This window comes from Ferruginibacter profundus, from assembly GCF_054783275.1.
Window position 1 is genome coordinate 311,877 of the sequence record NZ_BAAGQW010000001.1, and the last position, 24,862, is coordinate 336,738.

A 24,862-nucleotide genomic window follows, 5' to 3' on the forward strand; every position below is an offset into this window, starting at 1 on the left:
AAGTTTAAACGATGATATTTAATACATTAGTTTATTTTTTGTTGTATAGAATGCAAAATATTCCCAAATTCAAAATAGCCGCAAAAGCATATCAACTGCAAACCTTATTACCTTTGCAGTATAAAACATAAATATGCTGGATAGTATTGAAAGTGCAATAGAAGACATAAAAAAAGGAAAACTGATTATTGTGGTTGATGATGAGGACCGTGAAAACGAGGGAGATTTTATCGGGGCTGCAGAATCTGTAACACCGGAAATGATAAATTTTATGAGTACCCATGGGCGTGGGCTTATATGTGCGCCGCTGATTGAAGAAAGATGTAACGAATTATTGCTGCCTCCAATGGTGGTTGATAATACCTCTTTGCACGAAACAGCTTTTACAGTAAGTGTGGACCTCCTTGGAAATGGTTGTACCACAGGTATCTCGGCCCACGACCGGGCTAAAACCGTACAGGCTTTGATAAATCCTTCCACCAAACCAGAAGACCTGGGACGTCCCGGGCACATTTTTCCATTAAGGGCAAAAAAAGGAGGTGTTTTACGCCGTACCGGCCATACTGAGGCCACTATTGACATGGCACAATTAGCAGGTTTCTATCCCGCCGGTGTTTTGGTTGAAATTATGAATGAAGATGGTTCTATGGCAAGAGTGCCCGAATTAGTGGAAATTGCAAAGAAATTTGACCTCAAGCTCATCTCTATAAAAGATCTGATTGAATACCGCTTAAAAACGGAAACACTTATTGAAGAAGAAGTAAGTGTTCAATTACCCACTAAATACGGTTCTTTTGACCTGGTGGCCTTTAAACAATTGAATACCGGCGAAATTCATATGGCTTTAAAGAAAGGGGATTGGGAAAAAGATGAACCCATTTTAGTAAGGGTACACAGCAGCTGTATGACCGGTGATATACTGGGCTCATTACGGTGCGATTGTGGCGACCAGTTACATCATGCCATGAAAATGATAGAACAGGAAGGCAAGGGCCTGATATTATATATGAACCAGGAAGGCCGAGGCATTGGACTACTGAATAAATTAAAAGCCTATAAATTACAGGAGCAGGGCCGTGATACAGTAGAAGCAAACCTGGAACTGGGGTTTGGGATGGATGAAAGGGATTACGGTGTAGGAGCACAGATTCTGAGGCATATGGGCGTAAGTAAAATGAGGCTGATGAGTAATAACCCACGCAAGCGTGCCGGTCTTTTAGGGTATGGCCTGGAGGTAGTAGATAATGTGCCAATAGAAATAAAATCAAATCCGCACAACGAAAAATATCTGCAAACTAAAAAAGACAAGCTGGGCCATAATATTTTAAACGGCTGATCAGGGCTTTGTTTTTATAACGGGCTTTTTCTCCCTTTTCTTTGGGGTGGTGTTTTGTTTTTTATCAAACTCTTTTTGGTAGGAGAGGCGCACACCCGTTCTATTACGTTGCCCCAGCGTAACATCTACGCTGGTTCTGTTAAAGCCTACTATACGAAGTTTACCATCGGCAGTTAAAATGTATTCTACTGTAATATCTGGTGTAAGCAGCACGTTGGTATTTCTTGCCTGCAGGATGTAGGGATTATTATAATCGATATTGCCGCCTAAGGAAACAATCAGCCTGCCGTTGAAGTATTCTTTTTTAAAGCCAAAATTGCCGGATGCTTCCAGCGCATTGATCAGTTCTTTACTGGTAAGATTATAATTTGAATTGAAACTTAAGTAAGGTGTTAAAGTAGGATCTTTAAATAGTTTCTGAAAAACTTTGGTCAATTGGTTATTTAAAAAACCTGAAATAACCTGGCCTACCGTACCGGATAAAAACTGGTTTATAGAAGCACCAAACCCACTATTGGTACCATCATTGATAAAGGAGTTAAAAAGCAATAACGAAGCCACCTGGCGGTTTCTTTCGTTAGGGTCTTTGGTAAGCTTTTTAAGATTTTCCAATACAACAGGATCGCTTGTACGCTCGTTTTGATTCTCTTTAGGAATTACAAATTCAAAATCTATTACCGGGGCCTTTAAAGTATTGGTAAGATGCGATACAATGCTGATGTTTGATTTTTGGTTGAATTTACCACTACTGGTTGCAAGGCTGCTAAGATCCACATTGGGGGCAAGGTACTCTGCATTAATATTTATTGACGCTTCGTAAGGATCTCCGTTCCAGGTAATGGAAGAGCCATTGGTGATAGAAAAATATTTTTGTATAAAGGTTTGAAAGTTGAATTTATATTCACCGTCGGTGATAGTATAACGGCCTCTCATTGTTAATGGTTCCTTGCTGCCCACAGTGATATTTAAATTACCGGTACCACGTCCTTTAATGATATCACCGGTAGCCTCATCCAATATTACATCAATTTTACAGGCGGTATTAGCTCTCAGGTCCATATCAACAGAAATATTGGTGCCCTGCTTATTTCTTACATCCTTCATTTCGGTACCAAACTGAACAAATTCGATATAGTCAATTATCCCGGCCTCTTTTCCTGCACCAATGGGCAGGTAAATATGGCTGGTATCTAATATGGATGGCTCACCGCTGATTTTCATCTTCATATCGGTAATATCGCCGTTTAACGTCATGGTGGCATTTCCAATTACTTTTCCATAAAACTGGCTGTTGTCTTTTTGGGTCGTATTCAGCAACAGCATTTTACCTGTGGTAAACCTGATGTTGTCAAATACAAAATCATCAAAAAATTTATGGTACAACCTGCCGCTTAATGTGCCTGCATTGCCAAGTGTATCTGTAAGACGTATGTTGCCAAAATCAATTTCGCCGGGATTAAAAACAATGGGCGTATTGGTAAAATTGTATTTGCACTGTGTGTAGATCACTTTAAAGGAACCGTCAGTTACGGTTACACTTCCTGTAAATGACCGGTTATTAGGGCCGCCTGTTATTTTTAAAGGGCCTACGGCATCTCCTTTCATGTTTGTGAAAACTGAACCGAGATAATTGTCCAGTAAACTGATATCAAAATGTTCTGCCACGGCATCAACTGTCATTTGCTTATCAGAAGAGTCTTTGTAATTGTAGTTGCCATCAATATGAAATTTGTATAGTTTACTGTTGGCATCGGCCTTAAATTGTATAAGGCCTGTGGTGGTGTTTACATCTCCTTTTATTGTGGTATTGCCAATTTCTTTATTGTCTATCATCAGGTTCTCTGCCAATGCATCATACTCCACAGTGGGTTTGCCAAAAGGGTCTCTTAGTGTAACAGTTCCGGTTAGCATTCCCTCGGGCCTCGGTTTTTTTAAAAAGAAAGGTGCAAAATCATCTATATTAACTTTTTTAAGTTTGGCTACCACATTGGTTTTATCAGTTACATCGTCCATTTCCGTAGAAAAAGTGATTTCCTGGTTTTCCTGTACAAACTTTACTTCACTGGCATCAATAAAGGCCTTGCGTATGGTAAGTTCCCCGTCTTTTTCTAACCGCCATTTTTTATCATTAAGAATAAATGAAGAAGGGGAGAAGTGAATTCTTACACCATCGGTTAAAGTTTGTACAGTAGCATTAAGCTCAGCCTCACTTAAGGTTTTACTGGCGCTTGTTTTTAACTGAATAGAAGAAATATCGTTATTGGATTTTATAGAAAGATTAGTGCCGGGAAAATGCAGGCTGTCATTCAAAACAATATCACCGGTTGTTATTTTGGTGTTCAGGGTATCAAAATTGCCTTTACTTTCCAGTACCACCGAATTGAATATTTTTTTATCGTATTCAAATTCAGGAATATTGGCATTTATGTTCAATTCATTTTGCGCCAGTTTAAGGTTGCCGCTGAATGTGGCATTGTTAAAGCCTTTCAGTTTGCTGTCCAGCAATTGTACGTACTCATCAACTTCTTTTGTCTTAATCGTAAAATCAAAGTCCTGTTCGCTTACTTTATTTTTTGGCTTGGTGATATACGCAGGATAGTAACGGCTTAAAAACACTTTGAATGCATCGGGCAGTTCCAGTATCTTAAAATTACCATTCACATTTGCTTCCACTTCGTTGGATTGAAGAGAAAGATGTTTTTTGCCATCTGCATAAAAGGAATTTAATGCCAGCGAATCAAAAGATAATTTTGTGTTGTTATGTAGTAAGGTTGCACTGTATACCTTTGCCGTACCTAAAAAATTATCAATATTACTGCCCGTAAAATTCAGGTTGAAATGGCCATTCAGGGCAAAGTCTTCTTTTGTAAAACCCAGCGGTTTTAAATTGGATTTTTTTAATACCGCATCAAAATTAAATGCAACTTCTTTGCCGGCAAGGCTTGCAGAACCATCAAAACTTTCAATAGCCAGGTTGGGGTCGTCTACTGCACCATGGCCGGTAAAAATCTGTTTCTCAAAATTACCGTCCAGGGTAATATTCCTGTAATTGTAACCGGAGAATTCAATCTGGTGAACATTACCTTTAAAATTGGCATCAAGATCTTTTAGTGTAAAACCACTGCCCGCTATATTTCCGTCTAATGCAATATTGCCTAAAGTGTTGGTGTTTATAAATTGCCCGAGGTTAAAACCCGAAGAAGATATTTTTCCTGAATAGGTAGCCGGTTTATTGTCGGGCAGTTTCATGTTGATATCTGCAATAATATTACCCAGGTTAGTGTTGATGTTGCCATAGGTAACAAAATCATTAATGAAACCTGTAAAATTGCCCTTGAATTTAATATTACCCAGCCTGCTTAATTTGGGTTGCGTTACATCTTTTAAAGCGGGGATGATGGTGATCAGGTCTGCATAATTAGTTACCAGGTCGTTGGACTTAAAATCGATGAATGTATTTTTCAGATCCGGTAAGCCCCGCAATGCTATATCACCATCCACGGCAGTATTACCACTCCTGATCAAAATATTTTTTGCCACCAGGTTATCAATAGTACCTTTTGCTGTGCCTTTAATATCAAAACTGCGGTTCCATGTTTTAAGTGCAGGTGCAAAAAAAGCAATATCATCACTATGTACCACGCTATTGTCAAATTTACCTTCCAGCGTTACACTATGAATAAAATCACTCATGCTTGCATTAAAGCCATCATAACTCATAGAATAATAATTGCCCAGCCTGCTTTTGTTAGTAGCCAGGTCCAGGTTTTTAAATTCCATGATTTCTGGAGTGAACTTAAGATCGGCTGCCAGTTTTTTTAATTCAAATCCGCTTCTTTCTTTTGTGGCTAAGCTCACGTTTGCAGTAAGCGTATCTTTTGCAAAACGAATGTTTTTCAAATTGCCGTTTATAGCTGCAAAAATCAGGTGCTGGGCATCAAACCTGTCATCGGTAAAAGGTGCCCTTATGGTTTCTTTTTCGTTTTGAAAGCTGCCATCGTTGATATGTAGCTGCTGTACATTGATCTGCCAGCCATCATTATTCCATTTGTATTGAGCAGGAGCTGCAACTTTTACAACATTCGTAGCAGGTGCTGCAACTTCCGGCCGGTTGCCGGTGTAATTACTCTGAAAGAAAACCGGGTTGTCTAAATTGATATCCTTAAAAGAAAGTTTGTTTTTTGAAAGGTCAACAGTATCAGCTTCTGCACTCATTTTTTTTACCGACACAATAAGATCCTGTCCTACCCATTTATCAATTTTATTAAACCTGATATTTTCAAATTCCATTACTTTAAAATCAATGGCTATCCCTTTTTTAGGTGCTGCATTAGGGTCTTTGGGAGAAGAAAAATAATCTACCAGAAACTGGTAGTTCCATATTGAATCGGTTCGTTTAAAATTTACGGAAACATCTTTTAGCCCTATATACTTTAAGGTGGCTTTGTCTTTTATAAAAAACCAGTCGGTGATATTAACTTTAGCAACACCGGCATAAAGTAAAGTATCTTTCTTCCTGTCCTCTACCGTTACTCCTTCAAGAAGCATTTTATTAAAAAAAGAAAAGTCCACATGTTTTACAGAAACTTTTGTTTTCAGGTTTTGAGAAAGTGTGGCAGCAATTCTTGTAGCCAGGAAATTCTGAAAAGAAGTCATGTTGATGATGCCCCAAACGCAGGCTAAAAACAGAAGAAAGGAGATAAAAAATGCCGACTTATGCCTGGTTTTCTTAAACACAAATGCCCAGGCGGTACCCCATCCAATGAGTAACAGGTAAAACAGCCATTTACTTTCGTTGTAAACAAAAAACGTCATCACGCCCAGCACCAGCCAAAAAAGCAGTGTAAGCGAAATCCATTTTAATATGTTAAGGCTTTTGCTCAGGGTATTATACTATTCTTACAAAAATAATGTTTCGCCTGTTACAGGCAAATTCAATACCAAACTTTATGGTTTATTTAGATAAGAAGTAAACATAAGGTTTATCCATGTAAAAGCATGGTTTTGCAAAATATTGCTGTTTTAAAAGCCCTGCAGAAGAAGAACTACCTGATGTAAAAGCCCAGGTTAAGGCTGATCATGCGGTTGCGGATATTGCGCTGGTCAATTTCTTCATTGTTGTTAATGCTGGCCAGGCCATGCAAATAACCGGCCTCAACAAATATCTTTTTCATGTGGTAACTCACGCTGGCATTGAGTCCCAGGTCGAACCAACCAAATTGTCCATAACCGAATTTCAGTTTTTCGGTAGTGGTAACATTGTTGTTGTTAGTGGCTTTCAGTTTTCCAAAATTAGTGAAGCCAAAATCGGGGCCGATGGCAAAGGCAAAAGAATTGCTTTTGTGGGGAAAATCGAAACTGAAGGAAGGGATGATATCAAGATAAGTGATACTGTATTGTTCTGTTTTATTGGTACCTGTCAGCGGTTTCACAATAAATCCTCTTTTATTGACCATTACCGAAGGGGCAAAATTTAAAACCCCTTCAAAAGGCACTTTGGCATATACACCGGCACCAAAACCAAAAGTAAAATCAGTAGGTTGTTTTACGCCCGAATACATAGCCGTGGCAGTTGAATAATTCCAGCCGGCTTTTGCTGCCACCCTTACCTGGGCTTTAGTAACGTTGATAATTAATAATGTGGCAAAAATAGTAGCGAATAGTTTCATGCGTTTTTTTATTGGGTGCAAATGTACAGTTTTACTAAGAGTAGCTAATAGTTTCTTTAAGGTTGCATTTACCCCTTTTTATTCATTTGATTGTTGAATTGTTCAGAATGTCCTTTCGCAATAGAAAGATTATTCCAGTTGTTGTTGGCAATTATCTTGCCAATGTAAATGATCTGTCCTACATGATAGGGATAGTGCGCCAGCTGCCGGTTAATGGCATCCACCACCAGCAAACCTTCGCCACGTATATAAACAGTTTTAAGCAGGTCATCAGTTGTTAATGTATGTAAAGCCCCTAAGCAGCATTGCCAGGCTTTTTCCCAAAAAGCAATCAGCTCAGTTTTGCTCATTTGCTGTTCTTCAAATTCAATATCCCGGTTGCGCCATTCTTTTTCGCCGTCGCTGGTTAAAAAATCAGTCCATCGGCTGAGCATATTGCCTGCTACATGTTGTATAATAATGGCAATGCTGTTGCTGGCTTCATTGGGTTGAAAATGAAAACCGGCATCGTTTAATTGTACAAATGTTTTATCGCCTAATTCTTTATAATAACTGAGGCGTTTGATTGCAGATTGCAGAAAGACAGTTTCAATGGTCATGGTAATTGTTTTAATAATAGTCTTATAATGATGCTTGCAATACTGATGCAAAACGCCACCAGGGATAATTTTGCTGACTGGTAATAAAATTGGTATCCCAAATTAAAAAGATCCGCATCTGCCTTTTCAAATGACTGATCAATTAATTTGTTTGCTTTAATATGCCATACTGCGCCTATAACACCCATTGCTAAAAGAATAACGGCAACAACAGGGAGAATTCTGTATTCATAAAAAGTGGAATTGTATTTAAAAGTACGCCCCCACGAATTAACGATGGCAATATACCAGTCAATTAAATCAACAATGGTATAAACAATCACCAGGATTAATATAAATTTTGCCAACCAGAAAGTTTTCTTAATGGTTAACCTGTTGATGTTGTCAACAAAATTACTTGTGATCAGGTCTTCAGTCATTTTGAAAATATAATTTGATAAATAATACTTCGTTTTATCATGGAACAGGGGTAAAGCCCTCTGCATCATCATCACCTCTTTTATCACCTACAGCAATAATTTGTTTGCCGTTTATTTGTATCACTTCAGTTCTGCCAATACGTCCTCCTGCAACAACTTTATACCCCATGGCTTGCAGTTGTTTTTTTACAGCCGCATCAAAATCTTTTTCAACTGTTATTTCATCGGGTAACCACTGGTGATGAAATTTTGGTTTATTCACTGCATCTTCTGTACTCATGCCAAACTCTAAAATATTTACAAGTGTTTGAAATACGCTGGTAGGAATGGTGGTACCACCCGGCGTACCTACTACCAGGAAAGGTTTATTGTTTTTCAATACAATAGTTGGCGTCATACTGCTCAGCATTCTTTTGCCGGGTGCAATGGCATTTTTTTCGTTGCCCAGGGCACCGTACATATTAGGTACGCCCGGCTTTACACTAAAATCATCCATCTCGTTATTTAATAAAAAACCGGCACCGCTTACAACAGTACGGCTGCCGTAACCTCCATTTAAAGTAGTGGTAACAGATACTACATTGCCCTGGTTATCTGCCACACTTAAATGTGTTGTCTCATCACTTTCTTTAATTACGCCGGCTTTTGTTATGGCGCTGCTGCCTGCTTTTAACGGATCATAATCTTTCATTCTTTGTGCCAGGTAATCTTTACTGACTAATTTCTTTACCGGCACTTTCACAAAATCCGGGTCGCCTAAAAATTCGGCACGGTCTGCATAAGCCCTGCGTTCCACTTCTGTCATTAACTGCACGCTTTGCAGGGTTTGAAATTTCATGGCCGCAATATTTCTTGTGGCTATCATCCCCATCATTTGCTGCAGTATAATGCCTCCGCTGCTGGGTAAGGGCATAGTAACAATAGTGTTGCCTTTGTAGTCAAAAACATCCGCCTTTCTTTCTTTGGCCGTGTAGTTTTTCAGGTCTTCATAACTGATAATACCATTGGCTTTATGCATTTCTTCCACTATTAATCTTGCTGTTTCACCCTCGTAAAAACCGCTTTGCCCGTTATCGCGGATGCGTTCTAAAGTTTTAGCCAGGTCCTTTTGTATTAACGTATCTCCGGCTTTCCATGCCCGTTGTTTAACAAAAACAGGAGTAGTTGAATTTAATTGTATAAATTCTTCTTTTAAATTATTAAGTGAAGATGCTTCTGCAGCAGTAATAGCATAGCCTTTTTCTGCAAGGTCAATTGCCGGCTGAATTAATTTTGCAAAAGGTAACGAGGCATATTTATAAGAGGCAAACACACCTGCAATAGTACCCGGCACACCCGATGCCAGGTGTCCGTCCTGCGATAAACTCAATAACGGATTTCCTGCACTGTCCAGGTACATATCCCTTGATGCTTTGGCCGGTGCTTTTTCCCTGTAATCTATGGCAATATTTTTTCCGTTCTTTAAATGTGCCACCATAAAACCTCCGCCACCTATATTTCCTGCACCGGGATATACCACCGCCAGTGCTAATTGTGTGGCAATAGCAGCATCAACCGCATTGCCGCCCTGTTGTAAAATACTTACACCAACCTTACTGGCCAATGGATGGGCAGATACTACAGCTCCTTTTGCGGCTATCACTTTTTTTTGTGAGTGGTAATTATATGGATTAATTTGTGCCGTACTTTGCAGCACTAAAAAAATCACAACTATTGACAGCAACGTTCTCATTAATTTCATATTCCCAGCATTGTTTTAAAAAATCAGTCCGATAAAAGTTTACATTTTATGAAGAAAAACCTGTTTATTCTTTTAGCCATATTATTTTCAAGTTACGCCTCTTTTTCACAGGAATTAAAAAGCCCCGACCAGTTTTTAGGGTATCAATTGGGCGATAAATATACACCCCATTATAAAATTGTAAATTATTTTCAGCAGGCCGCATTGGCAATGCCCAAAATGATGAAGCTGGAACAATATGGCAGCACCAACGAGGCCCGCCCTTTATTGCTGGCTTTTGTGGCATCGGCAGAAAATTTTGCCAGGCTGGAAGAGATCAGGAAAAATAATTTACGCCTCACCGGCCTGTTGAATGATAAACCCGGAGATGTAAATGCTCCAACTATTGTGTGGCTCAGTTATAATGTGCATGGTAACGAAACCAGCTCTTCCGAAACAGCAATGAAAACATTGTATGAATTGCTGAATCCCAATAATACGCAAACCAAAGAGTGGTTAAAGAACACCGTGGTCATCATTGATCCTTGTTTAAATCCTGATGGACGTGACCGATATGTAAACTGGTTTACACAAGTGTCTGGTAAAAATGCCAACCCTAATACAGATGCAAGAGAACACAGCGAACCATGGCCCGGAGGCAGAACCAATCATTATAATTTTGACCTTAACCGTGACTGGGCATGGCAGACACAAATAGAAACGCAGGGACGTGTAAAAAAATACAATGACTGGATGCCGCAGATCCATTGCGATTACCACGAGCAGGGCATCAACAATCCTTATTATTTTGCACCTGCTGCAGAACCTTTTCATGAAGTGATCACCCAGTGGCAGAGAGATTTTCAATATACCATCGGGAAAAATCACGCTAAATATTTTGATGCCAATGGCTGGCTGTATTTTACCAAAGAGATATTCGATTTGTTTTATCCTGCATACGGGGACACATACCCGATATATAACGGCGCTATTGGGATGACGTACGAACAGGCAGGTGGCCCCGGCGGCGGCAGCGCTGCCTTAAAATCTGATGGCGATACACTGACACTAAAAGACAGGATTGCTCATCACTTTGCTACCAGCATGAGTACAGTTGAGATTGCATCGGTACACAACAGCCGTTTGGTGACTGAATTTAAAAAGTTTTTTGATGATGCCAAAAATAATGGTGTTGGGGAATATAAAACTTATGTTATTACAGAAACCAATGCCAATAAATTAAAACCGTTGCAAAATTTCTTTGATGCAAATGGAATTAAATATGGCAGTATCAGCGGCACTTCAATTAAAGGGTATAATTACGCTACGGGTAAAGAAGAAATATTTACGGCGGTTAACGGAATTGCAGTATCTGCGTATCAGCCGAAATCCACATTAATAAAAGTTTTATTTGAGCCAAGATCTAAGCTTACTGATTCTGTTACTTATGATATCACCGCCTGGAGTTTGCCGTATGTATATGGCGTGCAGGCTTATGCCGTAAGAGAAAAAATGGCGGCCGGTATTTATGCGGTACAACCTGCTGCCGCAACAGTGGCTTCAAATGCTTATGGGTATCTTATCAATTATGCTTCTTTTGAAGATGCTAAATTGTTAGCTGCTTTATTAAACGAAAAAATAAAATTGCGTTTTGCTGAAAAAGATTTTACCTATGGCGGCAAAGCATTTAAAAAAGGTACCTTAATTGTTTTGAAAAAAGGTAATGAAGATAAACTGGCTGTATTAATGGAAGTATCAAAAAAATACAATGCTGCGGTAACTGCTGTAGCCAGTGGCTTTATGGAAAGCGGCTTTGATTTTGGCAGTGAAAAAGTACATTTTATCAAAAAGCCAAATGTAGCCATGCTTACCGGCAAAGGTGTAAATTCCACCGGGGCAGGAGAAGTATGGCATTTGTTTGAACAGCAATTGGATTATCCTATAACATTAATTAATGCAGATGAGATTAACGGAGCGGCATTAAAAAATATGGATGTATTGATTTTGCCCGATGGTAATTATAAATTTTTGGCTGATAAAGATGCTGCTGCCGAAATAAAAAACTGGGTGCAGCAAGGCGGTAAAATTATAGCCATGGAAAACGGGGCATCCCAAATGGCAAAAGCAGACTGGGGTTTTAAATTAAAGAAAGGCGATGATGATGAAAAGAAAGACGATAAAAAGGATGATAAAAGTTTATATGCAGATGTAAAACGTTTTGAAAACAGGGAAAGAGAAAGCATCGCAGATTTTATTCCCGGTTCTATTTATAAAGTAACATTAGATGATTCTCATCCCCTGGCATTTGGCTATACCGGCAATTACTTTACACTAAAACAGAATGGCGACCTGTATGAATTTATGAAAGACGGCTGGAATGTTGGGGTGATAAAAAAAGATAACCAGGTAGCAGGTTTTGTAGGTAGCCGATTAAAAGATAAATTAAAAGATGGTACTGTTTTAGGCGTTCAGGATATGGGAAGAGGAAGCATCGTGTTTTTTGCAGATGATCCGATATTCAGAAGTTTTTGGGAGAATGGAAAATTGTTATTTGCAAATGCCGTGTTCCTGGCAGGGCAGTAGGCAACTGTTTTTAGTACGTTGAAATTTTATTTCGATACATTTTACCGAACCAAAGTTTTGGCATGTAATATCGCAAGTTGCGATTCAAAATTTTAAATAAAAAGAGTAGTATTCTGATATGAAAAGTAAATTGCAGTGTTTCCGTGCCTCTGTGGCAAATTTAAGTTTGCATAAGCAAATCGTATTCTTTTTTCTTGTGCTTTTATTTTGCGAAGCAAAATCGCAAACACCAAAATCCTACACGTCTTCCGAAATATTATTGCAGTTAAAAAAGCTCAATGTATTAGGTTCTGTATTATACATTGCGGCTCATCCAGATGATGAGAATACAAGATTACTGGCTTACCTGGCCAATGAAAAACTATACCGCACCGGTTATTTAAGTTTAACAAGGGGTGATGGTGGGCAAAATTTAATTGGTGATGAACAGGGTGTTGACCTGGGTTTGATTCGCACACAGGAACTATTGGCAGCAAGAAGGGTTGATGGTGCCGAACAGTTTTTCAGCCGTGCTTTTGATTTCGGGTTTAGTAAAAGCCCCGAAGAAGCCTTACGTATATGGGGACACGATAAAATTTTAAGTGATGTGGTTTGGGTAATCAGGAAATTTAAACCTGATGTGATCATTACAAGGTTTCCCACTACCGGCGAAGGCGGCCATGGCCATCACACAGCATCAGCAATATTAGCCGGAGAGGCATTTGATGCTGCAGCAGATCCCACAAAATTTCCGGAGCAATTAAAATATGTGAGTGTGTGGCAGGCCAAACGTTTACTATGGAACACATTTAATTTCGGCAGCACCAATACCCAAAGAGACGACCAGTTTAAATTAGAGTCTGGTGATTATAATCCGATCCTTGGTAAAAGTTATGGCGAAATTGCAGCTACCAGCCGCAGCATGCACAAAAGCCAGGGTTTTGGTGTGCCGGCGCAAAGGGGAAGTGTGATTGAATATTTTAAAACCATAAAAGGCAGTACGCCGGTTAATGATCTGATGGATGGTATTGATCTGAGCTGGTCCAGGGTAACAAAAGAAAATATTGGCAATACGATCAACGATATTTTTAAAAATTACGATGTGCAGCATCCCGAAAAATCTGATGCCGCTTTAGTAAAGCTTTATACCGACCTGGATAAGATAAACGATCCTTACTGGAAAGAATTAAAACAAGCGGAGATCAAAAAGATCATTGAGAACTGCAGCGGTTTATTTATGGAAGCTGTTGCCAATACACAATATGCTGTACAAGGCGATAGTTTAAAGGTTACTTTAACTGTAAATAACCGGAGCGGTGCCAATATTTTAAGTGCAGATGTGCAGATCGATACAACGTATTTGATCTTTGATCAGCTGAAAAAAAATACCAATGCAACGAAGTCGTATACCTGGTTTTTGGAGCCGGATACCAGGCTTACACAACCTTACTGGTTGGAGAATCAAAAAGATAAAGGAAGTTTTAATGTAGATGATCAGCTTAAAATCGGCAAAGCAGAGAACGATCCTTTAAGCGTAAATTTTAGTATGATGATTGAAGGAAAAGAATTTGTATTCTCAAAACCTATCTGGTACAAGTATACAGATCCTGTAAAAGGTGAATTGTACGAGCCTTTAAATATTATCAGCCCTGCATTTGTGGGTACAGCGCCATCAATGGTATTGTTTAACAGTGAAGTGAAAAACCAGGCTAAAAATATCCGTTTTATTGTTCAGGCTAATAAGGTAATTACAGACAGTATTAAACTGGCTTATAATAAAGGCGATAGTACTATCACGTCTTTAAGTACTTACGCAGCTTTTTCAAAGGGCGAAAAAAAAATGTTTACTGTGCCGGTTTCCAATAGTGGATTAAAAAATAATGATGCATTGTTAATGAACGGAATCTTTTCAGCAAAAGGTATAAAAGAAAAACAGCTGCTTGGTCAACGTAAAATTAATTACGACCATATACCTGATATCGTTTACAATCACGTAGATCCGGTTAAGCTTATTAACCTTGATTTAAAAACAGAAGGTAACTACGCAGGTTACATCCCTGGTGCCGGCGATAAAATTCCGGAAGCATTGGAACAAATGGGCTATAAAGTAGTAACGCTTAAAGAAAGCGATATAACACCTGCTAATCTTCGCCAGTTTGATGTGATTATTACCGGTGTAAGAACTTACAATACTAACGAATGGATGAATAATGTGTACGATGCACTAATGCAATATGTAAAAGATGGCGGTGTATTATTCACGCAATATAATACCAGTAACCAGATCGGCCCGGTAAGAGCGAAGATTGCACCTTATCCTTTTACCATCAGCCGCAACAGGATTACTGATGAAGAAGCCAAAGTGAATTTTTTAATTCCAGATCATAAAGCGTTGAACTATCCCAATAAAATAACCGATAAGGATTTTGAAGGCTGGATACAGGAACGCAGCATTTACAATGCAGAAAATATTGATACCGCTTACAGGAGAATTTTAAGCATGAAAGATCCCGGCGAAAATGAACAGGACGGTAGTTTGATCATTGCCAATTACGGTAAAGGAAGATTTGTGTATACCGGATTGGTTTTCTTCAGGGAATTACCTGCCGGTGTACCCGGCGCATACAGGCTGTTTGCCAACCTGATTGCGAATAAAAGAGTGAAGTACATCAAATGATCATAGGGTGGGTCACTCCTTAAAGAGTGGCTCACCCGGCAACAAATGGGGCAGTAGTAAATCCGGGATAGTCACCTTTGTATAGTGACCCAACTGGTAAAAAAAAATAGCAGTAGCAAATCTGGGTGACCCACCCGGCAACAAATAGAACAGTAACAAATCCGGGTGAGCCACCCTTTTCGGGTAGTGACCTGGTAAAATAAATGCTTGTTAAAAAAATGAAAAACGAAAAATCATACTGGCGCAAATGGTATTTTAGTGTGCTGTTATTTTTGCTTGCACAAATAAGCGTTTTCTATTTTATTACCAGGTATTTTAATTGATTATTTTCTGTGAAAAAAAGAAAGGAAAATAAAATTATTGTATGCTTAAAAGCCTCCTCAGGGGTTAGGATATGAGCCGTATAGATTGGGCCATATTAATTATTACACTCACTTCCATTATCGTTTATGGTATTTATAAAAGCCGTACCACAAAAAATTTAGAAGGCTATTTTCTTAGCAACAGGAGCCTGCCATGGTATTTGGTTTTATTAAGTATCATGGGTACACAGGCAAGTGCCATTACCTTTTTAACCGGTCCAGGCCAGGCCTACAGCGATGGGATGCGTTTTGTACAATATTATTTTGGCCTGCCACTTGCCATGATCGTTATCGCCGTTTTCTTTGTGCCGGTATTCAGCAAATTAAAAGTATTTACCGCCTACGAATTTTTAGAACACCGCTTTGATGTAAAAACAAGAACTTTTACTTCGGCTTTGTTTTTATTATCAAGAGGATTAAGTACCGGTGTAAGCATTTTTGCCCCATCATTGGTGTTGAGTTCTTTAATGGGCTGGAATATTTATTACACTAATCTGGTCATGGGCGGTATGCTTATCATTTACACCATGAGTGGTGGGGCTAAAGCAGTGGCATATACGCAAAAACTACAAATGATCATTGTGTTTGTGGCTTTGTTTTTAACCGGTTATTTGGCAGTGAAATTATTACCTGATGCAGTTGGCTTTACGGATGCTTTAAAAGTAGGTGGACAAAACGGCAAGATGAATATCATCACCACAGGATTTACTGATAAAGGTTTCGACTGGAAAGACAAATACAATATATGGAGTGGATTGATAGGCGGTTTCTTTTTGGCGCTGAGTTATTTTGGAACCGACCATAGCCAGGTAGGCAGGTACTTAACTGCAAAAAATATAACTGAAAGCAGGAAAGGTTTACTGATAAACGGCCTGGTAAAAGTGCCGATGCAGTTTTTTATTTTACTCATCGGGATATTGATTTTTTCTTTTTACCAATACAATAAAGGGCCGGTGTATTTTGATGCTGTAACCTTGCAACAGGCAAAACAAACGGTAAAGAAAGATTCTTTAAATATGCTGGAATTGCAGTATAGTAAAGCATTTGAACAAAAGAATACTTCAGCGGCCAATGCTATACGAAAAACTTTTAAGGGCGTAATGGAAAGAGCCTTACCCGATCAGAAACCTAATGATACCAATTATGTCTTTCTCTGGTTTGTAAAAGAAAATTTACCTGTAGGTTTAATAGGGTTGATCTTTGCCATTATTTTTTTAGCAGCCTGGGGTAGCATTGCTGCGGCACTCAATTCGCTGGCCGCATGTACGGTAATTGATTTTCATAAAAAGTTTTTTGTAAAAAAAGAAACAGAACTGGAAGATTATAAAATATCGCAATGGTACACATTAGGCTGGGGGATATTTTCTATCATCATTTCCATGTTTGCCTATAATATCGGCAACAGTTTAATTGAAGCGGTTAATATTATCGGGTCACTTTTTTATGGCGTAATATTAGGGGTGTTTTTAGTAGCGTTCTGGTTAAAATTTGTAAAAGGCAATGCTGTTTTTTATGCCGCCATTATTTCGGAATTACTGGTCATTCTTATCTACAGGATGGATATCATTTCGTTCCTATGGCTCAATGTAATTGGTGCCTTACTGGTAATTGTGTTAAGTGCGTTATTGCAGCCCCTGTTAAAAGAGAAAATAAAACAATAATTGCAGTAGCTTTTCTGTACCTGTTTAGAATTTTATTTCAATTTTCTCAGTAGCTCCTCGTTCATTTTTTCATAATCATCATTCTTTGCATCTCTTGCCAGTTCAAGTGATTTTTGGGCACTGGCTTTGGCCCCGGCTTTATCGCCCATTTCTTTTTGAATTTTTGCTTTGTATAAATATATCCAGAATGCTTTGCTGTTCACCGCAATAGCTTTATTGCAATTATCTAAAGCCTTTACCAGGTTGTGATCATATTCATTATAAAATTGTGCAGCCTGCCAGTAAGGTTTATTCTCTGTTTGCATCGCCTTTTCAATCTGCACCCTTAACCGGTCTTTAATATTTGTAGTTATTGGAATTACAATGCCTGTTTTCGACCACATGATTTGCAACTCACAACTCTCTGGTTTTATATTGGCGAACTGCATAGTTAAAGTTTCAATATTTGTCTTCAGCTTCCCTGGTTCAATTCTAAAGCGAACCACATCTTCACTTTCTTTATATCCTTCAATACCCCAGTTATTCAAACCTTTGTTCAGTATTATTTCCCAGCTATCCAGCCCCGGCACAGTATATAAAACATAAGTGCCTGTATCCACTTTTTTTCCGTTTAATTCCACAGGGTCAGTAAAAATTATTTTTGTAGCAGCATTGGCGCCGGTACGCCACAATTTGTTATAAGGTACAAGGTCGCCGTATATTTTGCGTCCCTTTGTTAAATTAGGCCTGCTATACAACAATTCAATTGAGCCCATACCAAAACTCTGTTTTATAGTTTGCAAAGGTGCAGGCTCGGGCATTTTTACCTGTGCCGATAATACAGACGCACAGCACAGCATTACAACAGGCAACAGCATAGTTTTATTCATACATAAAATTTCTGGCTATAAAAGTAACTGAATGGCTATAAAATGAGAAGGAAAATGATGATGAAAAATAATTAAAACTGCACGGTAACTTTACCTTTACCCTTTTTGCCTTTTTTTACTTTCCATTGAGGGCCTTGTTCAATAAGGCGTTTGGCAACCTCATCACAATTATCGCAAAGGGATTTATCTACCCTGATATTAGTGATAGTGCCATTTGATTTTACGTCAAAAGAAAGTTCAACCTGGCCGTGAATATCTTTTTTGGTGATGTCATCAGGTATTTCAATATTATTATTAACGTAGGTATTATAATTATCCCATCCGTCGGCCGGTTCTACATTTATCAAAGAGTCTTTTACCAATGTAGCTCTTCTTGATGTTTTAGCTTTTGCTGTTGAACTGTTTCCAACAACGGCTTTATATCTTGATGCGGCATCTTCTTCGGCCAATACAATTTTATTTTGTTGCACAAAACTTTGCAGAGTGTAAAAACGTGGCTGATAACCGGCCGCTTTTACTTCCACAACCAGCAGGGAGTCGGATGATACCAACCTGAAGTTTCCCTTGGCATCTGCATAAGTGCCAAAGTTTTCACTTTTTATGCTGATGTTGGCAAAAGGCAACGGGCTATTATCTGTACCCACAACCTGTGCCGAAAAACTCCGGTTAAATGCCGCTGTTTCTTTTTTTAAGTAAGCCGAAGTTTCTTTATCAACTACAGCTTGCCGGCCTTTTTCATATTGAGCCTGTGTTAGAATTCCGTTTTGCGCAATGTTGCTGTTGTAATATTTTTTTGCTTCTTCAGTTTGCTTTTCATTACTGTTATTGCTGTAATTTACTGTAGGCGCAGCGGTTGTAGCAGCAGGAGGTAAGGGGCTTCTGTCTTTAATAGCATCATTGTCTGTAGTCTCTCCACCATTTAATTTCAGATCGGCAATTACCGGTTTTTTGGCAGGCCTGTAAACAAACAGACTATCGTCGGCCCGGGTGGTTTCATTTTTTTCTGCTGTGCTTTTATTAGCAGGCGTATATTGATTACCTGCTGCTGTATTTAACTTTGTTTCTGTTGTTACAATGGTATTTCCGGATGATGGCGTTTCAGGTAAATTTTTAAATGAATTTGTATCCGCACCAGCTTTTTCTTTTTCTACCTGTGGCGCTGTGTTTTTTGCAATATCCAGGGTCTCTTTTTTATTCAACAACAGGTAAGCGATAGAAACAGTGCCACCCAATAGTAATACTGCCGCTGCCACCCTCCACCAGTTATTCTTACGCCTCACCGGCATAGCAACCACTTTAGCCAGGTTTTTCTCCCTGCCAAAATCATTCTTTAATGCTGCCAGCTGGTCTGCCCGGTTTTCATGTGGCACAGCTTCATATCCTTCCATTGCTTCTGCTAAAAAAGGGTCGTCCAGTGCTGCTTTTTCCATGGCATGCATCTGCAATGGCGAAAGTTTTCCTTCCAGGTATTGTGCTATATCTGCTGCGGTGTAAATAATATCGTTTTCTTTATTGTACATTGTTGCGAATGGTGAGTCGTGAATACTGAGTCCTTAGTAGTTACTTACAAGAGTTTCTAAATTATAATGCTCTTCTAAACCCTAAACTTCTAAACCCCTAAACCCCTAAACCTCTAAACCCCTAAACTATAACTCCAGTCCCTTTTCATCCATACATAATTTCAAATTTCTTCTGCCATTCTGAATATAACTTCTTACTTTATTCCAGTCGTACCCGGTAATGGCCGCAATTTCGTTATAACATTTGTTCTCTAAATAAAATAATTGCACGCTTTGCTTTTGTTCTTCAGTCAAAGTATCCAAACACTGTTCCAATTTAACAAAATTGCTCTCTTTTTCCAACACTTCGCCATTCAGATGCGTATTTTCCGCTGATTGCATAAAATCAGCATTAAATTCCGTGGTTTTCATGTTCCTGGGACTTCTCAGTTGCATCAGGCAGTAATTTCGGGCTAAAACATGCAACCAGCCTTTAAAATTATCCACTTCATGCTGCTTTAACTTGGTATTAAGCTCCTCGTAAATATCCATCACAGCATCCTTGCATCTTTCAGCATCTTTAAAGTATTTCAGGCAAACACCAAATACCAGGTCCATATAACGTTGGTAAAGCGTACTTAAATAGTTGGTATCACCGCTTTCTTTAAAAGCTGTTACCAGTTCTTTATCAGTAGTTTGGTCAGGCGATATGTTTTTTAAAAAGGTCAAATTTCTAAGTCCGGGAAAGCAATAGTTTTTTAGTTGTCAGGTTTTGTAAATGAGCCGGCTCTGGCTGTCTATTCAAAATAAACTTTCACTGTTTGGTAAAATATCCTGTTGCTCATATATTGGTGTTGCTGCTGCTTTTCCGAATAGCCTTGCAAACCAAACAGCCCTGCGGCATTACCTTTATTAATGGCAATTTCAAGGTAGCCGGCAGAATTAAACAATGCCAGCTTTTCTCCTTCCGTAACATCAGCATAGGTTTCACTTACTCTATCAATCACTTCATCCCGTTTAAAAACAATTTTAAAACTCCTGCCTTTGCGCTGTTCTTCAAAATCTTCTTTGGTTATATTAACGATTACATTCTCAAAATTATCTATAAATATAATTTGTCCTTCAATCCAATTATTCCCCAGCATCGGTTTTAACGGATTTTTTACTTGTATCGATACTGAAGCATCCCCAATCTCGGTAATGCTTTTACCCTCCAGCAATTGATTAAACGCCCTGGCAAAAATAGTAGTGCAATACAGGGTATTTTTTTGTTGTGTTTTATCCAACGCCAACGCAACTACTTTTTGAGGTACTTCTTCTAATATCATAGTAAGCAGTCCATTATCTGCACATCCTATAAAGTGCCCGTTATGCTCAGCCAGTAACATATGCTCCGGTTTTTCATCAAAAAGATTTACCAGCACCAGGTGAAAACTTCCTTCAGGAAAATTTTTTATGGCATTGCGGCAAACATAGGCTGCCTGCGGATAATTAAAAGGAGAGAGGTGGTGGGTAATATCAACAATAGAAAAACCGGTATTCGACTGTAATAATTGTCCCTTTACTGCGCCAACTAAAAAATCCTGCTGGCCTATATCAGATGTAAGGGTTAATAATGGCATTTATTGTAATGAATAATTGAATAGTGAATAATTAATACTTGCAGGCTCCCCTAAACCCCTAAACCCCTAAACCTCTAAACCTCTAAACTCCTAACCCTCTAAACTCCTAACCTCCCAACTTATCATCTTACAAGTCCGCCGTCTTTAAAAAAGAATTTTCTGACTAACTTATCGGTCAGGGATGGAAAAAGTTTATTCATCATAACAGTACGCTTGTCAGAAAAAGTAAACACCAGGGTTCTTTTTCGTTTTTCAATTGCCCTGATAATTTTTTCGGCACACTCTTCGGAACTCATCATTTTTTCTTCATGTGCTGTACTTACTTCTACCAATTTTCCTTTACTGATCAACGGCACATGGCGGATATTTGACTTTGTAAAACCCGGGCACACCCACATTACCTGAACACCGGAATCCAATAGCTCGGTACGTAACGACTCTAAAAAACCGGTCATTGCAAATTTGCTGGCCGAGTAGCCGCTTCTTCCCGGAAGCCCTCTGTATCCTGCAACAGAAGAAACCCCTACAATAACACCTTTTCTTTCTATAATTGAATTTAATGCCAGTTTGGTACAATACAGTGTGCCGTAAAAATTAATGTCCATCACTTTTTCAACGGCTTCAATTTCTATATCCTGTAATACACCCCGGATATTTATACCGGCATTATTGATCAGGATATCGATACCTCCAAAGGTGGCAATAGTAGAATTGATGAAATTTTTACAATCATTCAGGTTACTCACATCAGCTACCAGGGTATGTAATGGTAAACCGGAGTGTTTCACCTGTAAATCATACAATTTATCCTGGTTGCGGCTGCAGGTGGCCACTTTTGCCCCCATACCTATTAATGCATCCACCAATGCTTTTCCAATACCATCACTTCCGCCGGTAATGGCTACTACTTTATTTGTAAAATATGTGCTCATAAAATAATTATAGGCAAAAATAAGTGAGTTATCGGGGTGAAAACAAACAAAATGTTGAAAATCAAATTTAAATGTTGAAAAAGTTTGCGTAAAAAATTTGTTGCAATATGTTTTTACCCTATTTTTGCACTCCCAATTAAAAAAGGGACAGGAGAATTGGTAGCTCAGTTGGTAGAGCATCCCGATTTAAGATCGGGAGGACCTCTGGGAAATATAAATTTGACTGCTGTTTTTAATAAGGATGAATTGGTAGCTCAGTTGGTAGAGCAATACACTTTTAATGTATGGGCCCTGGGTTCGAGTCCCAGCCAGTTCACAAAAACAAAAAAGCCTTTTCATAAAAATGAGAGGCTTTTTTTATGCCGTATGTCTATATCATTTATTCTGATAAGTTGGATAAATATTATGTTGGGGTTTGTACCGATCTCGAAAGACGTCTTTATGAACATAATATCGGCCATTCAAAATTTACTTCTACGGGAATGCCCTGGGTTTGAGTCCCGGCCGGTTCACTAAAACCTCAACTGATGTTGAAGTTTTTATTTTGAAATAGTTGTTATTTCAGAACTTGCAATTATAAAGCCATCAAACTACATCCTCTTATATCACTATTATCTATACGGCCCAATACTTCAAAACTCTCATTGCTGTATAAACGGCCCACATCACTGGTGGCAATAAAACTGCAACTGTAAATATTGGCAAGGTCGATAATATTGATGGCACCGGTAACAGGTTTTTCTTTTATATCCCTAGCTATGTGTATTGCAAACGGGTCGTCTTCCTCACGTATAACCACTTTCATCCATGGCGGGCAATGAAAAATGCCATCGCCTTTAGAGTAAGCCTGCGATAACAATTCCGTCATACCGTATTCTGAGTGTACAAGAGTTACACCTAACTTTTTTTGTAACAGCTGATGCACTTCCTGTCTTGTTATTTCTTCCCGCCGTCCTTTCATACCACCTGTTTCCATTACAATGGTATTACGCAATTGCATAGGGTATTGTTCTGCAAAATCCAATAAGGCATAAGTAACACCGATCAATAAAGTGGGTTGTTTTAAAATTTCGTTGTGTAAAAGCGTACGGTGCAGTTGCTCCAGGTTGTACAGGTAAAAACCACTTAAGCTTTGAGAACTTTGTTTTATCAGCTCATCCACCATCAAAACCAGGGAAGAATTATTTCGCTCTAAATAAGAGGGCAGAAGGCCTAAGATGCATTTATTTTCGGGTGCACCATAAAATTTCTCAAACCCTGCAGTAAAACTTTTTTTATACAGTTGCAGGTCTTTTACAAAATGCCTGCTGTTTACAGAACCGGTAGTGCCGCTGCTTTCAAAAATCACTTCAGGTTCAAATGCGGTGCTTGTAACCCGGTGCGATTTGAAAAATGAAATGGGTAAAAATGGGATTTGATGCAGCGAACGGATATTATCCGGCACAACCTTAAGGGTATCGCAATATTTACGATATATGTCGTTATTCCCGTACTGAAACTGGAATAATTCCAGTGCCAGCCCTGTAAAGTTGTTTTCAGAGGCAGCAAAAACCCTTTTCTCAAGGTCAATATTTTTAACGGGATGTTTCAATTTCTATCTGTAAATTTGATTAATAATATACAAAGATGCGATATACACTATTAATTGCTATGCTTGTTATGGTTTTTGTTGGTTGTAAAAAAGATAAATTTACAACAGTTCCTCAAATCAGTTTTAAATCTGTAAAACCCAATGGCTGGCTATCGTCTAACACGGCTTTTCAGAAAGATATAGCCCCTGTACTTACCATCAATGTTACTGATGCGGAAGGCGACCTGGGCTTTAAAGCAGGCTCCGATACTTCAAAGATATATGTAAAAAACCTTATCAATAATAAGATCGATTCTTCCTTTTTACCCGATATCAAAACTGCTGCACAGGCAAATTTTAAAGCAGATATTACGGTTAACTTATTTAATGTATTAGGCGGTAAGCCTGGTGTAACTACAAGGCCAAGGGTAGATACTTTGTACTTTGAAGTGTATATAAAAGATTTTGCAAAAAATAAAAGTAACGTAATTATTACCGGCGATCCGGTTTATTATATCGTACAGTAATGAAGTTATTTCACTTCATTTTATCACATTCTATTTTTATTGCCATTTGCGCTATGGCATTGTGTTATCAAACAGCAGTATTGCTGCACATTAGTTTAACAGGATATTTATACAGCTTTATTTTTTTCTCTACCATCAGTAGTTATAACCTGTACTGGCTTTTGAGCGGTTACAGTTTTTCCAGGCGGCCGGTAAAAATATTTTTGCAGCAATACTACAGCAACGCTATTGTTATGTTTTTGGGCAGTATTGGCCTGGTATATTCTTTATGCTATCTTACAAAGCTATGGCCTGTAATAGTTGTGGGTTTATTGCTCACCGCACTTTATACCATTCCGCTTTTACCATTCAAAGTATTTCATATTGCACGCAAAGCCGGCTTGCTTAAAACTTTTTTACTGGCACTTACATGGTCGTTTGTAACCGTGTACATTCCGTTTAAACAAAACCCCTCCGGTAATTTAATTACACTGGTAATGTTATTCAATAACCGGTTTCTTTTTATGCTGATGTTATGCATCATTTTTGATGCAAGGGATACAGGGGTAGACAAAATACGTGGATTGCAAAGTTTAACCACAATTATTAAACCCCGTACAGTACAATATATAATGGCGGCTATATTTACAGCCTACATTATTAATGGGATTTTACTCAGGATTTATTACGATGAACCGATGCAGGTAATAGCCTTACTGGTTACAGGTGTAATTACGGCAATTGTTTACTTTTTCTCGCTTAAAAAACAAGGCTATATTTTTTATTATTTTATTGTAGACGGGCTGATGTTATTTTCGGCTTTAGCAACTTTTGTGGCAAGTATTTAGTTATTTTGCTT

At 38.6% G+C, this 24,862-nt stretch carries 18 protein-coding genes and 1 tRNA gene; 8 read left to right on the forward strand and 11 right to left on the reverse strand.

All coding sequences use genetic code 11. The features are described 5' to 3' along the window. Positions 1-133: 133 nt before the first annotated feature. On the forward strand, positions 134-1,336 hold the full coding sequence (locus ACYVM0_RS01185; protein WP_460551218.1) for a bifunctional 3,4-dihydroxy-2-butanone-4-phosphate synthase/GTP cyclohydrolase II: 1,203 nt from the start codon (positions 134-136) through the stop codon (positions 1,334-1,336). On the opposite strand, the gene ACYVM0_RS01190 is transcribed toward ACYVM0_RS01185, so the two are convergent. From ACYVM0_RS01190 to ggt, 5 genes are all read right to left on the reverse strand, one after another. Continuing rightward, complete coding sequence (locus ACYVM0_RS01190) at positions 1,337-6,151, reverse strand: translocation/assembly module TamB domain-containing protein (protein ID WP_460556281.1); 4,815 nt, start codon at positions 6,149-6,151, stop codon at positions 1,337-1,339. 230 nt (positions 6,152-6,381) lie between these two features. Beyond that, positions 6,382-7,005, reverse strand: a complete 624-nt coding sequence (locus ACYVM0_RS01195) for a porin family protein (RefSeq protein WP_460551221.1) — start codon at positions 7,003-7,005, stop codon at positions 6,382-6,384. A gap of 68 nt (positions 7,006-7,073) precedes the next feature. Beyond that, complete coding sequence (locus tag ACYVM0_RS01200) at positions 7,074-7,604, reverse strand: DinB family protein (RefSeq protein WP_460551224.1); 531 nt, start codon at positions 7,602-7,604, stop codon at positions 7,074-7,076. Further along, on the reverse strand, positions 7,601-8,023 hold the full coding sequence (locus tag ACYVM0_RS01205) for a hypothetical protein (protein ID WP_460551228.1): 423 nt from the start codon (positions 8,021-8,023) through the stop codon (positions 7,601-7,603). Before ACYVM0_RS01205 ends, ACYVM0_RS01200 begins: the two co-directional genes overlap by 4 nt. A 37-nt stretch (positions 8,024-8,060) precedes the next feature. After that, positions 8,061-9,764, reverse strand: a complete 1,704-nt coding sequence (ggt, locus tag ACYVM0_RS01210; protein WP_460551231.1) for a gamma-glutamyltransferase family protein — start codon at positions 9,762-9,764, stop codon at positions 8,061-8,063. Positions 9,765-9,812: 48 nt separating this feature from the next. Between ggt and ACYVM0_RS01215 the strand changes: the two genes are divergently transcribed. The 3 genes from ACYVM0_RS01215 to ACYVM0_RS01225 all read left to right on the forward strand — a co-directional run bounded on the left by ACYVM0_RS01215 (position 9,813) and on the right by ACYVM0_RS01225 (position 17,005). Further along, positions 9,813-12,326, forward strand: coding sequence for a M14 family metallopeptidase (locus ACYVM0_RS01215; RefSeq protein WP_460551233.1), 2,514 nt, complete (start codon positions 9,813-9,815; stop codon positions 12,324-12,326). A 166-nt stretch (positions 12,327-12,492) separates the two neighbouring features. Continuing rightward, positions 12,493-14,982 (forward strand): PIG-L family deacetylase, encoded by a 2,490-nt coding sequence (locus ACYVM0_RS01220; protein WP_460551236.1) that lies wholly within the window; start codon positions 12,493-12,495, stop codon positions 14,980-14,982. A gap of 394 nt (positions 14,983-15,376) precedes the next feature. Continuing rightward, complete coding sequence (locus ACYVM0_RS01225) at positions 15,377-17,005, forward strand: sodium:solute symporter family protein (RefSeq protein WP_460551241.1); 1,629 nt, start codon at positions 15,377-15,379, stop codon at positions 17,003-17,005. A 32-nt stretch (positions 17,006-17,037) separates the two neighbouring features. Here the strand turns inward: ACYVM0_RS01225 and ACYVM0_RS01230 are convergent, their stop codons facing one another. The 5 genes from ACYVM0_RS01230 to ACYVM0_RS01250 form a co-directional block, all read right to left on the reverse strand. Beyond that, entirely contained in the window at positions 17,038-17,874 is an 837-nt protein-coding gene (locus ACYVM0_RS01230) for a DUF2911 domain-containing protein (RefSeq protein ID WP_460551244.1), read from the reverse strand. A gap of 71 nt (positions 17,875-17,945) precedes the next feature. Then, positions 17,946-19,394: a carboxypeptidase-like regulatory domain-containing protein gene (locus tag ACYVM0_RS01235; RefSeq protein WP_460551247.1), complete on the reverse strand. Its 1,449-nt coding sequence runs from the start codon at positions 19,392-19,394 to the stop codon at positions 17,946-17,948. Between the two features lie 126 nt (positions 19,395-19,520). Beyond that, positions 19,521-20,102 carry an RNA polymerase sigma factor gene (locus tag ACYVM0_RS01240; RefSeq protein WP_430989105.1) on the reverse strand — a complete coding sequence of 194 codons (582 nt, stop codon included), beginning with the start codon at positions 20,100-20,102 and terminating at the stop codon, positions 19,521-19,523. Positions 20,103-20,170: 68 nt separating this feature from the next. Continuing rightward, positions 20,171-20,995 (reverse strand): SAM hydrolase/SAM-dependent halogenase family protein, encoded by an 825-nt coding sequence (locus ACYVM0_RS01245; protein ID WP_460551251.1) that lies wholly within the window; start codon positions 20,993-20,995, stop codon positions 20,171-20,173. A 122-nt stretch (positions 20,996-21,117) separates the two neighbouring features. Next, positions 21,118-21,927: an SDR family oxidoreductase gene (locus tag ACYVM0_RS01250; protein WP_460551254.1), complete on the reverse strand. Its 810-nt coding sequence runs from the start codon at positions 21,925-21,927 to the stop codon at positions 21,118-21,120. A gap of 243 nt (positions 21,928-22,170) precedes the next feature. Between ACYVM0_RS01250 and ACYVM0_RS01255 the strand changes: the two genes are divergently transcribed. Both ACYVM0_RS01255 and ACYVM0_RS01260 read left to right on the forward strand, forming a co-directional pair. Then, positions 22,171-22,243, forward strand: a tRNA-Lys gene (locus ACYVM0_RS01255). Positions 22,244-22,286: 43 nt separating this feature from the next. Beyond that, positions 22,287-22,424, forward strand: a complete 138-nt coding sequence (locus tag ACYVM0_RS01260) for a GIY-YIG nuclease family protein (protein WP_460551257.1) — start codon at positions 22,287-22,289, stop codon at positions 22,422-22,424. 77 nt (positions 22,425-22,501) lie between these two features. Here ACYVM0_RS01260 and ACYVM0_RS01265 read toward each other — a convergent pair whose 3' ends face one another. Next, on the reverse strand, positions 22,502-23,518 hold the full coding sequence (locus ACYVM0_RS01265) for a long-chain-fatty-acid--protein ligase (RefSeq protein ID WP_460551260.1): 1,017 nt from the start codon (positions 23,516-23,518) through the stop codon (positions 22,502-22,504). 35 nt (positions 23,519-23,553) lie between these two features. Between ACYVM0_RS01265 and ACYVM0_RS01270 the strand changes: the two genes are divergently transcribed. Together ACYVM0_RS01270 and ACYVM0_RS01275 are read left to right on the forward strand one after the other, a co-directional pair. Then, a complete protein-coding gene (locus ACYVM0_RS01270) occupies positions 23,554-24,024 on the forward strand; it encodes a hypothetical protein (protein WP_460551263.1) in 471 nt (156 codons plus the stop codon). After that, a complete protein-coding gene (locus ACYVM0_RS01275) occupies positions 24,024-24,851 on the forward strand; it encodes a UbiA prenyltransferase family protein (protein WP_460551266.1) in 828 nt (275 codons plus the stop codon). Before ACYVM0_RS01270 ends, ACYVM0_RS01275 begins: the two co-directional genes overlap by 1 nt. Positions 24,852-24,862 lie beyond the last annotated feature (11 nt).

Coding starts and splice junctions, on each gene's coding strand:
- ACYVM0_RS01190 (WP_460556281.1), bottom strand. CDS start 6,151: ATGACGTTTTTTGTTTACAACGAAAGTAAATGGCTGTTTTACCTGTTA.
- ACYVM0_RS01250 (WP_460551254.1), bottom strand. CDS start 21,927: ATGAGCACATATTTTACAAATAAAGTAGTAGCCATTACCGGCGGAAGT.
- ACYVM0_RS01235 (WP_460551247.1), bottom strand. CDS start 19,394: ATGTACAATAAAGAAAACGATATTATTTACACCGCAGCAGATATAGCA.
- ACYVM0_RS01275 (WP_460551266.1), top strand. CDS start 24,024: ATGAAGTTATTTCACTTCATTTTATCACATTCTATTTTTATTGCCATT.
- ACYVM0_RS01260 (WP_460551257.1), top strand. CDS start 22,287: ATGCCGTATGTCTATATCATTTATTCTGATAAGTTGGATAAATATTAT.
- ACYVM0_RS01200 (WP_460551224.1), bottom strand. CDS start 7,604: ATGACCATTGAAACTGTCTTTCTGCAATCTGCAATCAAACGCCTCAGT.
- ACYVM0_RS01215 (WP_460551233.1), top strand. CDS start 9,813: ATGAAGAAAAACCTGTTTATTCTTTTAGCCATATTATTTTCAAGTTAC.
- ggt (WP_460551231.1), bottom strand. CDS start 9,764: ATGAAATTAATGAGAACGTTGCTGTCAATAGTTGTGATTTTTTTAGTG.
- ACYVM0_RS01185 (WP_460551218.1), top strand. CDS start 134: ATGCTGGATAGTATTGAAAGTGCAATAGAAGACATAAAAAAAGGAAAA.
- ACYVM0_RS01270 (WP_460551263.1), top strand. CDS start 23,554: ATGCGATATACACTATTAATTGCTATGCTTGTTATGGTTTTTGTTGGT.
- ACYVM0_RS01245 (WP_460551251.1), bottom strand. CDS start 20,995: ATGCCATTATTAACCCTTACATCTGATATAGGCCAGCAGGATTTTTTA.
- ACYVM0_RS01225 (WP_460551241.1), top strand. CDS start 15,377: ATGAGCCGTATAGATTGGGCCATATTAATTATTACACTCACTTCCATT.
- ACYVM0_RS01205 (WP_460551228.1), bottom strand. CDS start 8,023: ATGACTGAAGACCTGATCACAAGTAATTTTGTTGACAACATCAACAGG.
- ACYVM0_RS01195 (WP_460551221.1), bottom strand. CDS start 7,005: ATGAAACTATTCGCTACTATTTTTGCCACATTATTAATTATCAACGTT.
- ACYVM0_RS01230 (WP_460551244.1), bottom strand. CDS start 17,874: ATGAATAAAACTATGCTGTTGCCTGTTGTAATGCTGTGCTGTGCGTCT.